The following is a 15,414-nucleotide window of genomic DNA, read 5'->3' on the forward strand; positions in this document are numbered from 1 at the left end:
CTGTTAATCGGGAACTCACAACCAAAAGATTGCCGCGCTCCGCTCGCAATGACGAAAAAAGCAAACCGTCATTACGAAGGAGGTACGACTGAAGTAATCTGTTTGTAGGTAACTCACAATAGAAAGATTGCTTCATTTCACTGCGTTGCATTCGCAATGAAGGTACAAAGAAGTTGTCTGTTCGAGTGGTTTTCACGATTAGAATGAGTGAAAATTGTATCGAGAACTAGTTTATATGCATCTCGATACAAATTTATTTTCTCTATCGAAAAAGAAATTTACTCGATGTGACAATTAAATTCACAACCAAAAGATTGCCGCGCTCCGCTCGAAATGACATACTTTTACGCCCATGCAAAACAACCACATTAAAAACCTATCAGGAATTATTTTAGCAACCCTGTTTATCAGTACTTCAGGAGTACTAGGTAAGTATATTGCAATGCCTTCGGAAGTTATTGTGTGGTTCCGTTCTGTGTTTGCTATGGTGATTTTGTATGTGTTTTGCCGATTCAAAAAGATTGATTTAACCATACAATCAAGAAGACACTTGTTTCCGTTTTTAATGGGTGGAATTTTTATGGGAGTGCATTGGGTCACTTATTTCTACGCATTAAAACTATCGAATGTAGCTATCGGAATGTTGTCGTTGTACACTTTCCCAGTAATGATTGCTTTTTTAGAACCGCTATTTTTAAAGATAAAGTTCAACCCAATTCATATTATTTTAGGGTTGATGGTTTTGTTAGGGTTGTACATTCTAGCCCCTGAGTTTGATATTAAAAACACCCAAGTTCAAGGAGTATTGTTTGGCTTACTCTCTGCCCTATCGTATTCTATAAGAATTTTAATATTAAAGCAATACGTAATACAATACAATGGAGTAATGTTGATGTTCTACCAAACGGTAATAATTACGGTTTTATTAGTTCCAGTATTGTTTTTTATGGATGTTTCCGGATTTCAAGAGCAACTCCCCTATTTACTATTATTAGCCTTGTTAACTACGGCTATCGGACATAGTTTAATGGTACATTCACTACAGTTTTTTTCGGCATCAACCGCAAGTATAATTAGTAGTATTCAACCTGTTTTCGGAATTTTGTTAGCGTTTATTTTCTTAAACGAAATCCCCACGTGGAACACTTTTGTTGGAGGAAGCTTAATTTTAGCAACGGTGATTATTGAAAGTATTCGAAGTAGAAAAGGCTAGTGTAGTCTTTGCTGTTGTTGAATAATGGTTTTCATACTAACATCTTCGTAATTTCTACGAACAAAAGTTAGTGCACTGTCTAAAACCTCTCCCATACCGTCACTATCTCTAAAATTAATATCTCCTGTAAATTCAAAAATTTCTAATTTTAATTGTTCGATATTTTTGGGAGTAGAAATATTATCTGATTTCATAGCAGTAAGCAAACGATTCAATCGAGAACGAGAACCTAAAATTCTTTTAGCAACAATTGATCGCTCTTCTATTTGATATTGTTCAATTGACTCTGAAGTAAGTTTGTCTCCTACCAGTTGAACTAGCTTTAAATTTTCCTTAAAAAACTGTGGATAGTATACTTTAAATTTACCTTCGTAACATTGCTGGTCAAAATCTATCGGACGAATTTTATACACAACATTTTCAAAATCGTGTGTTGGCACCACCACATAGTTATACGAACGCATATCGCCTAACAAACGAATCATACAACGCTCGTTAAATTTAACAAACTCTTTAGCCAGCTGTGCTTTTTCAATATCTAAACAATCTTCTAAATAATCATTGATAAAAACATCTCCTGGAATTCCTGATATATGCTCTTCTATCAACGTGTCTTCATATACCAAAAAGTTTAGGTTATAAGGTGATAAAATATCTTCTAACTCTAGACCGTAAATACGAGAAGCATCGGTTTTCTTTACGTAAAAATAAGTGTAGTTATCATTTAAAATATTTCGAATTTTTATACGAAAAGGTTTAGAGTTACCAAACGTACAAAAATCGATAGCATCAACGTTTAAGTGTTTAATACTGGCGTCAGAACCGTTAGAGTGTAAGATATTATATACTTTTTTTAGGTATAAATCAATTTCTGCTCGCTCAAACTCATTATAAAAAACACGTATCCACAAGGTATCGTTATCGTGTTTATCATACACAGAAACAGATCCTTGAAAGCGTAACAAATCATCATAAAAAATAGGAATTTGAATAGTTCTGTTATGCCTTTTCAAGTAGTTTCCTAATTTTTTGGTAACAGGAAAAGCTGGTTTTTTTTGTGATATGAGTTTATATTCTGACATGCATGGATGATTATTTCTCAAAAATAATTAATTTTAAAGGAATTTGTGTTGATAATACTTTAAAACAAAGCAGCTACATTTAATTTATGTAGCTGCTTTTTATTATATTTTTTTATCGAGTTATAACTTCTCCATTAAATATTTGATTAAATCACGAGTTGATCCTACATAATTGTGATATTTACCGTCATTAATAAAACCTATTTGTTCACCTGGTCCTGAAATACTTGATGGTGGATTACTTGAAGAACCAGAAGAACCAGAGAAAGATTCTTTAGCAACTCTATACGCAGTGTCATAGTAACCAAATGGTACTATATCTAAAGACATAGAATAATCATTCATTAATCTAACTCCAGATTTTGCATCTTGTACAGCTTTAGTAATTACTTCTTCTTTTGATTGACTGTTGACTGATATTGCAATAAACATCAGTAATGTAGTAATAGTTAAAATTTTTTTTCTCATTTTTAAATTAAATTACAATTTTTTGCCTACTCTTTTTTCCATTTTCGACTGCCTGGTTTTAAAGCGAAGCTAAATGTTTGTTTCAAGAAAAAGTAGGCAGTATAATCACTTTAACTATTATTTAACTTCAAACATTTTTCCGGGTAAAGGTTTTATGGCTCCTTTTAATTCCATCTGAACTAAAATAGATGATAGTTGATAAGTAGGAAGATTACAATCTAATGCAATAACATCTAACAACTGTTTACCTTTTTGCTGTAAATAATCGTGTATTTTTTGTTCGGTTTCACTCAAATCAATAAATAACTTTTCTTGTTTTGGTACAGCAGTTTGCTGTACGTCCCAATTGAGCATTTTTACAATATCTTCAGCAGAAGTTAATAAATGTGCCTGATTATTTTTAATGAGATTGTTACAACCTTTGCTATATACATCGGTTGCTCTACCAGGTACTGCAAATACATCACGATTGTAAGAGTTGGCAATATCAGCAGTAACAAGCGAACCACCTTTTTTAGCAGACTCAATAATAATGGTTGCTTTAGATAACCCAGCTACAATACGATTTCGTTTTAAAAAGTTTTCTCTCATGGGCTGCTCATCGTGCCAAAACTCAGTAATAAAACCACCATTTTCATTCACTTGATGAATATATTTTTTATGTGTTTTTGGATAAATTTCATCCAATCCGTGTGCCAACACAGCAATAGTTTGTAAGTTGTTTTTTACAGCAGCTTTGTGTGCGCAAATATCTACTCCGTAAGCAAAACCGCTTACAATTATGGGATTGTGTTCTTTTAAGTCTTCAATAAGTTGATTGCAGAAATCGCGTCCGTACGAACTCATTTTTCTAGTTCCTACAATCGAAATAATTTTATGATTGTTTAAGTTGAGGTTGCCGTCTTTAAAAAGTAAGATTGGAGCATCAATACAATGTTTTAGATGTTGCGGGTAATCATCATCTAAAAAATAAGAAAATGCAGTATTGTTGTTTTGAATATAAATTAGCTCCTCTTCTGCTCTTTTCAGGTTATTTTCATCAAAAAGATGTTGGGTTACATGAGTTCCAATTCCGTTAATTTTATGTAGCGTGTTTTTCTTCTCTAAAAACACTTGTTCAACACTTCCTACGGAGGTAATTAGCTTTTTTGCCAAAATATCACCTACGTTTTTTGTTGCTTGTAACCTAAGAATGGCTAGCAATTTTTCTGAGTTCATATAGCAATAATTTGAGTATCAATATACAAAAAACTGTTAATAAAAATTACAAGATTACTTGAAAGTAATGTACTAAAAAGCTATATTTGTTATTATGACATTAGCCAACTACATTAACGATTTATTATATAGATACGATTGCGTAATTGTTCCTAATTTTGGAGGATTTGTAACCAATAAAATTGGTGCTAGAGTAAATACAACTACTCACACTTTTTATCCGCCAAAAAAACAACTTACGTTTAATGCATATTTACAGCATAATGACGGTTTATTGGCAAACTATATAGCTTCGAGTAAAAACATTTCTTTTGAAGAAGCTACTGCTTATATTGCAGAGGAAGTTGCACAATGGAATGAAAAGTTAGCAACAACAACAGTTACTGTTGCTTCTGTAGGAAGCTTGTCATTAAACGAAGCAAAACAAATTATTTTTGAACCAAATCCATCTAGTAACTTTTTAAAAGAATCTTTTGGATTAGCTGAGGTTTCAACACCTTCTGTAGAAAGAGTAAAAGAAGTAGCAATTAAGTCATTACCTGCTACTACTAAAGAAAACAGAAAAACAATTCCGTTGTATTTAAAAAGAACTGCAGCTGCAGCTGTTTTTGTAGGAATTGCCTATGTGGGTTGGAATGGTGTTCAAAATCAACAACAACAAGTATTAGCAAATCAAGAAGAAGCTGTTGAGAAGAAAATTCAATCAGCAACTTTTGTAATTGAGAATCCGTTACCAACTATTAACTTAAACGTTAGTAAAGAAGATAGAAACTTTCATATTATTGCAGGAGCTTTTCAAGAAGAGCATAATGCTGAAAACAAATTAGCAGAGTTACAAGAAAAAGGGTATGATGCTTCTATTGTTGGAAAGAATGGGTTAGGCTTAACTCAAGTAGCTTTTGCAAGTTATGTAACTAAAGAAGAAGCTAGAAAAGCCTTAGAAATCATTAAAGAATCTGTAAGCGAAGAGGCTTGGTTATTGGCTAAATAAACTGCATTTATTTTAGGTAGATTTTTTTGTTGCTGTATCTTTGCAGCAAAATTTAATTGATGAGAGCAAAATCACCAAGAGAATCGTTAACTGTACTTACCGATTTAGTTTTACCAGGAGAAACAAATTATTTAGATAACCTTTTTGGAGGAGAGTTATTAGCTCGTATGGATAGAGCTTGTAGTATTGCTGCACGCCGTCATTCGAGAAGAATTGTAGTAACAGCCTCTGTAAATCACGTAGCATTTACCAAATCGGTACCTGTAGGAAGTGTGGTAACTTTAGAAGCAAAGGTTTCACGTGCCTTTAAATCATCAATGGAAATTTATGTAGATGTTTGGATTGAAGATCGTCAGTCTGGTGAAAAAACAAAGGTAAACGAAGGAATTTACACGTTTGTTGCTGTTGATGAAACAGGAAAACCAGTACCAATTCCTCAAATTGAACCAGAAACAGAATTAGAGAAACAACGTTATGAAGCAGCATTGCGTAGAAAGCAATTAAGCTTAGTTTTAGCGGGTAAAATGAATCCTAAGGAAGCAGTAGAGTTGAAATCTATTTTTATGGATTAAAACAGTTTATATTTCATCTACATTGCCACTTTCAGATAAGAGAATGGCAATGTTTTTTGTTTTATCAAATTGTGAAAAGATAATAATCATAATTACCGTAATAGGTACTGAAAGTATCATTCCAGTAATTCCCCAAATTTCTCCCCAAACAGCTAAGGAAAGTATGGTAACTAACGGACTTAAGTTTAGAGATTTTCCAAAAACTTTAGGTTCTACAACATTACCAACCACTACTTGAATACTACCTACGGCAAACAACACGATTAAAAATGGAGGAAATTCTCCAAATTGTATTAAACAGAAAATGGCAGGAAAAGCTGTAGCTACAAGTGAACCAATGGTAGGTATATAATTCAATAAAAAAATAAGGAACGCCCAAAACGGAGCTCCATCTACACCTACTAACAGTAATACAAAATAACTAAGCACACCTGTTAATAAACTTACATAGGTTTTTAGTCGTAAATAGTTTGAAATTGAATCTTCAATCTTTCTTAAGATAGCTTGAAAGCTTTTAGGATTATTTTGAGTGCTCATAAACATCTTCTGTAACTTCTTTTTAAAATTACTTTCCTCTAGGAAGATAAATAAGGCGTAAATAATAATCATAAAGGTATTCCCTAGCAAACTACTAATTCCGTTCGCTATATCGCCTAAAACAGAGCCGTAATCAAAATCTCCAATAACTGATTGTAGTGACTTGATAATGTCTATATGAAAATAGGCATCTAAACGTTTTATAATAGCATCAACATTTGGTTCATATTTAGAGTATGAAGTGGTTAGGTTTGAAATACTGTTGGTAATTATTTCAGAAACAAAACCAAACCCTAAGATGATTAATGTAAAAACAAATACATTACTTAACCAAAAAGGAATAAAGCGTTTGGCAAAAGGAATTTTGTAGATGGTTTTACGGATTTCACGTGTTAGAAACCAAAAAATAAGTGCAAAAATAAATGGGATTAAAATTCCTTTTCCAATAACCAATGTTGCAATAATTGCTACGGTTACAATAATAAAGTTTGATGCGTTTTTCACACGTTTAAATTTGATTACAATTTAAAAATAAAATTTATAAATGTTTTTTAATGGTGTTATGAGCGAATCCATTGTGCAGGATTCAATCGGTTTCTGTTTTTGTATAGCATAAAACTAAGCTGTGTTTTACCAGTAACTTTGTTGGTAAACACTTTTCCTAACCTCTCACCAGTTTTTACTACATCTCCTTTTTTAACATACACTTCTTTTAGCTTATTGTAAGCAGAGATGTAGTTACCGTGTTGTACTAAAACTGATTTTCGACCATCAGAATGCAATTGAATAACCAGTACTTTTCCGTTAAAAATACTCTTTACATCGGTATTTGCTTTGGTAGCAATGTATAACCCGTGACTGTTAATACTAATTCCGGGAAATGTTGGGTGTGGTTGTACTCCAAATTTTCGTGTAATTACACCTTTAACAGGCCAAGGTAAATTACCTCTATTTTGTTCAAAGTTAGCAAGTAAAGCTTTTTCTTCGGCATTTAAAATAAAACCAGAGCTTTTGGTTTTACCTTTTGTAGTTTTTTTGCCTTTGTTAGCTTTAGCAATAGCATCTCTAATTAACTTATCTATTTTGGCAGCAATTTTCTTTTCTTCTCGTTGCTTTTTCTGTAAATCGCTTTTGTATTTTTTCTCTTCTTTTTTAATTTTTGAAATAAGTTGCTCTTGGTTTTTCTTATCGTCTTCAATTTCTTTTTTCTGACTTTTCTCGTCAGATAGCAAGGCTTCTTTTGATTTTTTTTGAGCAGTTAGTGAATCGTTTAATTGTTCTACTTCTTTCGCTTTTACTATAATTTCTTCTCCTTGCTTTTTTCTATAATCTTTGTATTGTTGCATGTATTTTAAGCGCTTGTAAGCTTGGTAAAAGCTTTCTGAAGACAATAAAAACATGGTTTTGCTCTGTTGCGATTTACTCTTGTAAGATTTAACTACCATATCTCGGTAGTCATTTTTTAATTTGGCAAGTTCGTCGTTGTATTTTTTTAATTGTTGTTCGTTAGACTTAATTTCTTTTGAAAGTAACTTAGTTTCTAATTCAATAGTTTCAATTAAGCGTTCTCTAACACTAATTTTTTGGTTTAAATCTTTTAAATCATCTAAAGCACTGCTCTTTTTTTTCTTTGTTTTAAACAAAAGGTTATTAACCTGCTCTATTTCATTTTTAAGTTTCTTTCGCCTATTTTCAAGCTCTTTCCTACTTTGAGCAAAAGAAGAAATTCCTACAAAAAACAGGCATAAAAAAGAGATATAAAAAACAGGGTACTTCATAATTATATTTGAATTTCTTTATATCCGTTAGGGATATTAAAGTTTACATTTAGTTTAGTATCATATTCTACAGAGCGTGTAGTAATATCAATAATAGTAAATTTATTTTTTTCTTTAGCTTTTATGTTAATTTTCTCAGGGAAAAAAGTAGTGTTTTTCTTATGATATTTTGGATAACTAATGTCTAAACGTTGATCTTTTAACGAATTTACTATTAATTGCTTGTTTAGTTTAAAGTGTTTTGGGTTTACATAAAAAAACAAGTCGAATAAAGTAGGTTGTTTTTTAGGAGATAATTGATATGATTTTTCTTGAATCTTAACTTCTTGACGTTCAGATTTTACATCCATCAAAGCCTCCCCTAACAACATGCTTTGTAACTGTTTAAAATTAATATCGGTTCCTAATAGTTTTTTTAGCATCATAAAATCTCCATCAAAATAACTTTTTTCATACGGAGAGTAAAACTGAACTTTCGTAGGAGTGATTTTAGCTTTAAAAATAGAGATGATTTTGGTTCCTTTTAACCAAATAACTTCGTCTTTTTTAATTTTCATTCTTACTGAAAAACCTAAACTTTCTTTATTGTTTTTGTAATTAACTTTTAAACGAGCATCTACCGTTTTTTTGTCAAAATTTGTAGCAATATGCTTTTTAGCTACTTTGCGTGCCGATAATTCTTTAATAGCGACATCACTAGTAACGTTTTTGGTAGATTTACATGAAGTTAAACCTAAAAATAATATAAGTAATAAAGTGGTGTATTTCATAAATTTTATACTAACGAAACCTATTTTAAAATCTTTTCAGCTTTGTTTTTATAGGAATTGGCTTTTTTAACATCATTCAATCCTTGGTAAGCTTTTGACATTTCTAAGTAAAATTTAGCTTCTATTTCATTATTGTCAATAACAAAATCAATGCCGTTCTGTAAGGTTTGTAATGCTTTTTTATAATCTTTATTGTTATTAAACGCTTTTCCGTTCATTAAATATACAAAAGGTTGCGCAGGAAAAAGAGCTAAACCTTGCTCGCTATATTTTAACAATTCAACATCATTTTCTGCAGCTAACTTGTCTAGTAACGTTTTTAAATTGTTATAGGATTTTTCTTTTTCAAAAAGTGATTTAGGGTCAAGATTTTCGGTGATTTTTTTGGGTTGTGCCTCGGTTGTTTTTCGAGCATTTATTTTTCTTTCAATAGAGCGAAGTCTGGCATTTAATAATTTAGCTTCCTTTAACTCTGCCAACACTTTTTTAGCAGATGTAACATCTTTGTTTTGGAGATGTAAAAAAACAAGTAATTGTTTTTTCTTTGGGTTTGTTGTAGCTATTTTTTGTTGCGCAATAATAGCATCATCAAAATTGGCTAACTTTCTTAAAATAAAAACTTTGTGTTCAAGCATCCAAATATTATTAGGTTCTATTTCTAAAGCTAAATCAATATAAGATAGGGCTTCAGGGTTTCTACCTAACTTTTCATAGTTTTTAGAGAGTTCAAATAAAACAGCTTTGTTATTTGGAAGTATTCTGTTACACTTTTCTAGATTTTGTATAGCTTTTTGGTAATTAAAAATAGCTTTGTCTGAAAGTGCTCTAAAAAAATATTGTTGAAATTCAATATTGTTTTTTTCAGCAATGTTAACTGATGCTGGAATGCTATCTTGAGCGTTTAGAAAGAAAGAAAAGAAAAGAAAGAAAAAAGATAATATTACTTTAGAAAAAAACTTTTTTTCTCTTTTCTCTCTTCTCCTTTCTAATGAGGTTTTATGTAAGTTCTGTATAATCACCTATACTTACCGATGTATAATTAGCATTGTATTTTGCATGGTTACCAATCATAGCATTATCTAAATTGGCATTCGAAATATGAACATTTGTTTGAATTAAAGAGTTTGTAATTGTTGAGTTTTCAACAACACTGTTTTCACCAATTGAAACAAAAGGACCTATTTTAGTGTTTTTCAACACTACATTTTTTCCAACATAACAAGGCTGAATAATTTCAGCGTTCTCTAATACAACGTCTTCAGATACTAAATTGTTGCCGTCTGCTTGTTCAAAACCTAAAACTTGTTTGTTGGTATCTACTGTTGGGTCTTTCTTACCACAATCCATCCAAGTATTTACTTTTCCAGGAATAAACTTAGCTCCTTTTACTTTTAAAGCTTCCAAAGCTTCTGTTAATTGATATTCACCAGAAGGTCTGATATCATTATCAATTAAATACTTTATCTCTTCCAATAATTTATCAGCATCTTTGAAATAATAAATACCAATAATGGCTAAATCTGAGACAAACTCTTTTGGTTTTTCAACAAAATCAGTAATAAAACCGTCTTTTAACTTTACTACACCAAAAGCGCTAGGGTCTTCCACTTGTTTCACCCAAATAGCTCCATCAGCATTAGCATCTAAAGTAAAGTCAGCTTTAAATAATGTATCAGCAAAAGCTACCACACAAGAACCACCTAATGATTCTTTAGCACAATAAATAGCGTGCGCAGTTCCTAATGCTTCTTCTTGAACATATACAGAACCTTTAGCTCCTAAATTTTCTGCTATCGTTATTAATTTATCTTTTGTGTCTGTAGGAAACCCTTTAGAAGCAGGTCCAATTATAAAAGCAATTTCCTCTATAGGTTGATCTACAACAGAAGTGATATCCTCCACTAATCGCTGTACAATTGATTTACCAGCAATAACTGTTAATGGCTTAGGAGTTGTTAATGTATGAGGTCTTAAACGAGACCCAATTCCTGCCATTGGTACTATAATCTTCATATTCTTTCTTTTCGTAATTAACGGTGCAATATACCATTAATAACGCAGTGAAAAAAGTTATAGCCCTTTTGGAATAGCTTCTATTAATGTTTGTGTATATTTTGTTTTTGGACGTTGGTAAATTTCGTCAGCATCAGCTATTTCCTCTACCCTACCTTTGTTCATTACAACTAATTGATCTGCCATGTATTTTACAACGGATAAATCATGTGAAATAAAAATATAAGTGAAGTTGAATTCTGTTTTTAACTGATTCAATAAATTTAATACTTGTGCTTGTACAGATACATCGAGAGCAGAAACCGATTCGTCACAAATAATTAGTTTTGGATGTAAAGCTATAGCACGAGCAATTCCTATACGTTGACGTTGACCACCAGAAAATTCATGTGGGTAACGATTAAAATGAGTTGCTTCTAAACCTACTTTCTCTAACAAGTTACATACATACTCTTTTCGTCCTTTATTGGAGTTTAAAATGTTATGAACTTTCATAGGTTCTAAAATAGCATTACCAACGGTAACTCTTGGATTCAATGAAGAAAACGGATCTTGAAATATAATTTGAATTTCTTTTCGAAGTTTTTTAAAATCCTTTCTCGAAAGTTTAGTAATATCTGTTCCGTTATACAGAATGCTTCCCGAAGTGGCTTTTTCTAATTGTAAAATAGTTCTACTTAAAGTCGTTTTTCCGCAACCGCTCTCCCCTACTAACCCTAGAGTTTCACCTTCATAAATTTTAAAAGAGACATTATTGACTGCTTTTACGATAGTTGGTTTTGATAACCATGAAGCGTTACTGATAAAATCTTTATGCAAATTTACTATTTCTAACAACGGAGGGCGATTATATATTTTTTGATGAAAAGCAGTGCGTTCTTCATCCGTATAAATTGTAGAATCTATAGTTTCGTTGATAAAATCTTTAACCGTAGGTAAGGTTTTTAATCGTTTTTCTGTATTTGGTTTCGAGTTGATTAAAGCTTTTGTATAACTTTCTTTCGGGTGTAGAAAAACATGATTAGCACTTCCCTTTTCTACTATTTTTCCTTTATGCATCACTACAACAGAATCTGCAATTTCAGAAACCAATGCTAAATCATGAGAAATAAAAATAATTCCCATTTCAAACTCTTGCTGTAGTTCTTTCAATAATAAAATTATTTCTTTTTGTACTGTAACATCTAATGCTGTGGTAGGTTCATCAGCAATTAAAAGTTGAGGCTTACAGGCAATTGCCATAGCAATCATTACACGCTGCTTTTGTCCACCACTTATTTGATGAGGATACGAATCGTAAATAGCTTCAGGTCTAGGAAGTTTTACTTTTGAAAATAATGAGATAACTTCTTCTTTAATTTCATGATTGGATAACTGGGTGTGCTGCTGTAACATTTCAGCAACTTGGATACCACAAGTCAAGGTTGGGTTTAAAGAACTCATTGGTTCTTGAAAAATCATGGCTATTTGGTTACCACGTATTTTTTGAAAATCTTGTTCATTAAAATCTAACAAAGATTGTTGGTTAAAAAGTAGCTTACCTTTTACTGTAGCAGTTTTAGGAAGTAGTCCTAAAATAGCTAAAGAACTTATTGATTTTCCACTACCACTCTCTCCTACAATTCCTAATGTTTTGTTTTTTTCAACACTAAAAGAAACATGTTGTACTACAGGATGAGAGTTTTTAAAGGAAATTTCTAAGTTTTTAACTTCAAGCATCAATCATAAATTTTAATAAAAGTACAATTAATATTTTCATTTTTTTCTTAAAAACTAATCAAGAATATAACTGCTTACTAGTAAGTATGTTACCTATGTTGTAAGTAAAGTAAAAAGAAATAGATACTTCAGTTTAAGTAAGTGCTTTTTTCTTATATAAAAACACTTATTGTTACCGAAAATATATTGTTTTTTAATTTTTATTATGAATTTCTTAATAAAAATATATATTTGCTCCCGCTTTTAACTAAAAGAAAGCAAAAAACTAAAAAAAATTAATTAAAAACCCCTTCAAAATGAAACGAAAAATTACCCTTGCACTTATGTGCTTGTTTATGGTAGTTACTGCCTTTTCTCAACAAAATCAGACGCAAGTAAAAAGAACTTGTGGAGTAATGGAAGATTTAGAGTATAGAAAATCTAAAGACCCTAATCTTCAGAACCGTATGGATCAAATCGAAAAATTTACTCTGAGTAAAATTCAAGATTTAGAAAACCGTCAAGGAAAAATAGAGGGTGAGATTATTACAATACCTGTAGTAGTACACGTTTTATATACAAATTCGACAAACAATATTAGTGATGCTCAAATTCTTTCACAAATTGATGTGTTAAATAAGGATTTTCGTAGACAAAATACGGATAAAACAAATAAATGGGCACAGGCAGCTGATACTCAAATAGAGTTCGCTATGGCTAAAATTGATCCTAGTGGTAATGCAACTACCGCAATTACTAGAAAACAAGTAAGCAGCTCAGATTGGGGAACAAAGTATAAAGCGTACAACGCAATGAAAAGTTCTGCATCAGGTGGACTTGATCCATGGAATACTGCTGAATACTTGAATATGTGGATTGTTCCAAAAATGACCAATACAAGTCCAGCTGGAGATAGAACTATTTTAGGTTTTGCACAGTTTCCAGGAGGAGACGCTTCTACTGACGGTTTAGTAATGATTCATGATGCTTTTGGTTCTACAGGAACACTTAACCCTTCGTTTAACCTTGGTCGAACTACAACACATGAAATAGGGCATTTTTTTAATTTACGTCATATTTGGGGTGATGGTGGTTGTGGTGTTGATGATTTTGTAGCAGATACTCCAGAATCAGATGCAGCGAATTACGGTTGTAAAACAGGACATGTTTCTTGTGGTACAGAAGATATGGTTCAAAATTATATGGATTACTCAGATGATGCATGTATGAACTTATTTACTTTAGGTCAAAAAAACAGAATGCGTGCTGTTTTAGAAGCAGGAGGAGCAAGACGTTCATTAGCACTATCTAATAAGGCAGATGCACCAGCAGTTTGTAATGCGACAGTGCCAACAGGTGTAAATACATCTTCAGTTACTGCTACAGGAGCTACAGTTTCTTGGACAACTATTTTAGGAGCAACATACGATGTAAGATATAAAGCAGTTACTAGTTCTTCATGGAAAACAGTTGCTTCTTCTTCAAATTCTGTAGTGCTAAGCGGATTATCAGCTTCTACTCAATACGAAGTACAAGTACGCAGTAAATGTTCTTCAACAAACTCAAACTATAGTGCTTCTGTAAACTTTACAACACCATCAGTAACCATTTCATATTGTAATTCAAGTGGAAACACTACCTATGAAACAGGAATAACAAAAGTGGTTTTTGGTACTATAAATAATGCAGATGGTACTGCAAAAGATAAAGGATATGAAAACTTTACAAATTTAAGTACGACAGTTTCTCAATCTTCATCAACAAATCTTACGGTATCAGTAAATACAGATGGAAACTATAGAATTGATGTTTTTGCTTGGATTGATTGGAACCAAGATGGAGATTTTACAGATAGTGGAGAAGCGTATGATTTAGGTAATATTAGTAATGTTTCTAACGGATCTTTACCTACAAAAGCGATTGTTGTTCCTTCAAATGCAAAATTAGGAAGTACAAGAATGAGAATTTCAGGAAAATATAATTCAGATCCTACTTCTTGTGCAACAAGCTTTGACGGGGAGGTAGAAGATTATACAGTAGTAGTTGGTACTGCACAAGCAGATACTCAAGCACCAACCGCACCAGCAAATTTAACAGCAGCTAGTGTAACGCAAACTTCATTAACTTTAAATTGGTCAGCATCAACTGACAATGTTGGAGTTACAAGTTATGATGTATATCAAGGAACTTCTAAAATAGGTTCAGTAACAGGAACTACAACAAATGTAACAGGATTAACAGCAGGAACAGTATACACGTTTTCAGTAAAAGCTAAAGACGCAGCAGGGAATGTTTCTGCATCAAGTAATACAGTAAATGTAACTACACTATCTAATTCGGTATCATATTGTGCTTCTAAAGGGAATGATTCGTCTTATGAGTGGATTGATAATGTTGAATTAGGAGGAATGAAGAATGTAACTGGAGATAATGGAGGATATGCTAATTTTACTTCAAAAGTAGCTACTCTAGCAAGGGGAAGTTCAAATCAAATGATTGTTAGCGCAGGTTTTAAGAGCACAGCATATACAGAGCATTGGGCTGTATGGATTGATTTTAACCAAAACGGAACATTTGAAAGTAGTGAAAAAGTAGTTTCAGGATCTTCATCAAGTGCTAATAACTTAACCTCAACAGTTGATGTACCTTCAGGAGCTACATTAGGATCAACAAGAATGCGTGTTTCAATGAAGTATGATGCTGCTCAAACAGCTTGTGAAACATTTAGTTATGGAGAAGTTGAGGATTATACGGTAAATATTGTTTCGAGTGCAAGACAAGATAATGTTGTAGATGCAGAAAGATTAGGAAATGAAGCGACTCAAAACTTAGAAATATATCCAAACCCTACTATTGATTTTGTAAATGTTAAATTCAGTTCTTTAGCAGAAGATACTACATTTAGAATTGTAGACACAAGAGGAAGAGTGGTTAAATCAGGAGTTTTAGATGCTACAAATATTAATGTTTCAAAATTAAAAACAGGGTTATATATCCTTGAAGTTAATGATGGTCAAAAGCTATTAAAAACTAAACTTTTGAAGAAATAAACTTAAAAAACAAAGTATAAAAAA

General features: G+C 31.9%; 13 protein-coding genes. 4 read left to right on the forward strand and 9 right to left on the reverse strand.

Going from position 1 to position 15,414, the window contains the following annotated elements; genetic code table 11:
• Window positions 1-352: 352 nt before the first annotated feature.
• Entirely contained in the window at window positions 353-1,213 is an 861-nt protein-coding gene (locus ACKTTR_RS00135) for a DMT family transporter (RefSeq protein ID WP_408025953.1), read from the forward strand.
• Here the strand turns inward: ACKTTR_RS00135 and ACKTTR_RS00140 are convergent.
• The 3 genes from ACKTTR_RS00140 to dprA all read right to left on the reverse strand — a co-directional run bounded on the left by ACKTTR_RS00140 (window position 1,210) and on the right by dprA (window position 3,981).
• Window positions 1,210-2,295: a hypothetical protein gene (locus tag ACKTTR_RS00140; protein ID WP_408025954.1), complete on the reverse strand. Its 1,086-nt coding sequence runs from the start codon at window positions 2,293-2,295 to the stop codon at window positions 1,210-1,212. The two genes, ACKTTR_RS00135 and ACKTTR_RS00140, sit on opposite strands and share 4 nt — an antisense overlap.
• A 120-nt stretch (window positions 2,296-2,415) precedes the next feature.
• A complete protein-coding gene (locus ACKTTR_RS00145; protein ID WP_408025955.1) occupies window positions 2,416-2,763 on the reverse strand; it encodes a hypothetical protein in 348 nt (115 codons plus the stop codon).
• 117 nt (window positions 2,764-2,880) lie between these two features.
• The gene (dprA, locus tag ACKTTR_RS00150) at window positions 2,881-3,981 is read right to left on the reverse strand and encodes a DNA-processing protein DprA (RefSeq protein WP_408025956.1); all 1,101 of its coding nucleotides are present in this window, start codon (window positions 3,979-3,981) and stop codon (window positions 2,881-2,883) included.
• Window positions 3,982-4,075: 94 nt separating this feature from the next.
• Between dprA and ACKTTR_RS00155 the strand changes: the two genes are divergently transcribed.
• Window positions 4,076-4,972 carry an HU domain-containing protein gene (locus tag ACKTTR_RS00155; protein WP_408025957.1) on the forward strand — a complete coding sequence of 299 codons (897 nt, stop codon included), beginning with the start codon at window positions 4,076-4,078 and terminating at the stop codon, window positions 4,970-4,972.
• Window positions 4,973-5,031: 59 nt separating this feature from the next.
• The gene (locus ACKTTR_RS00160; RefSeq protein WP_408025958.1) at window positions 5,032-5,544 is read left to right on the forward strand and encodes an acyl-CoA thioesterase; all 513 of its coding nucleotides are present in this window, start codon (window positions 5,032-5,034) and stop codon (window positions 5,542-5,544) included.
• Between the two features lie 6 nt (window positions 5,545-5,550).
• Here ACKTTR_RS00160 and ACKTTR_RS00165 read toward each other — a convergent pair whose 3' ends face one another.
• From ACKTTR_RS00165 to ACKTTR_RS00190, 6 genes are read right to left on the reverse strand one after another with little or no spacing between them, the layout of a single operon-like run.
• Window positions 5,551-6,585: an AI-2E family transporter gene (locus ACKTTR_RS00165; protein WP_408025959.1), complete on the reverse strand. Its 1,035-nt coding sequence runs from the start codon at window positions 6,583-6,585 to the stop codon at window positions 5,551-5,553.
• A 56-nt stretch (window positions 6,586-6,641) separates the two neighbouring features.
• Window positions 6,642-7,859, reverse strand: a complete 1,218-nt coding sequence (locus tag ACKTTR_RS00170; protein WP_408025960.1) for a murein hydrolase activator EnvC family protein — start codon at window positions 7,857-7,859, stop codon at window positions 6,642-6,644.
• A gap of 2 nt (window positions 7,860-7,861) precedes the next feature.
• Window positions 7,862-8,629 carry a DUF4292 domain-containing protein gene (locus ACKTTR_RS00175; RefSeq protein WP_408025961.1) on the reverse strand — a complete coding sequence of 256 codons (768 nt, stop codon included), beginning with the start codon at window positions 8,627-8,629 and terminating at the stop codon, window positions 7,862-7,864.
• 20 nt (window positions 8,630-8,649) lie between these two features.
• Entirely contained in the window at window positions 8,650-9,648 is a 999-nt protein-coding gene (locus ACKTTR_RS00180) for a tetratricopeptide repeat protein (protein ID WP_408025962.1), read from the reverse strand.
• Window positions 9,626-10,642, reverse strand: coding sequence for a sugar nucleotidyltransferase (locus ACKTTR_RS00185; RefSeq protein ID WP_408025963.1), 1,017 nt, complete (start codon window positions 10,640-10,642; stop codon window positions 9,626-9,628). Before ACKTTR_RS00185 ends, ACKTTR_RS00180 begins: the two co-directional genes overlap by 23 nt.
• A gap of 57 nt (window positions 10,643-10,699) precedes the next feature.
• Complete coding sequence (locus ACKTTR_RS00190) at window positions 10,700-12,361, reverse strand: ABC transporter ATP-binding protein (RefSeq protein WP_408025964.1); 1,662 nt, start codon at window positions 12,359-12,361, stop codon at window positions 10,700-10,702.
• Window positions 12,362-12,657: 296 nt separating this feature from the next.
• On the opposite strand from ACKTTR_RS00190, the gene ACKTTR_RS00195 reads away from it, so the two are divergent.
• A complete protein-coding gene (locus ACKTTR_RS00195; RefSeq protein WP_408025965.1) occupies window positions 12,658-15,390 on the forward strand; it encodes a GEVED domain-containing protein in 2,733 nt (910 codons plus the stop codon).
• The last annotated feature ends 24 nt before the right edge of the window (window positions 15,391-15,414 follow it).

Origin of the sequence: Tenacibaculum litoreum (assembly GCF_964513915.1) — a bacterium.
Lineage (GTDB): Bacteria > Bacteroidota > Bacteroidia > Flavobacteriales > Flavobacteriaceae > Polaribacter > Polaribacter litoreum.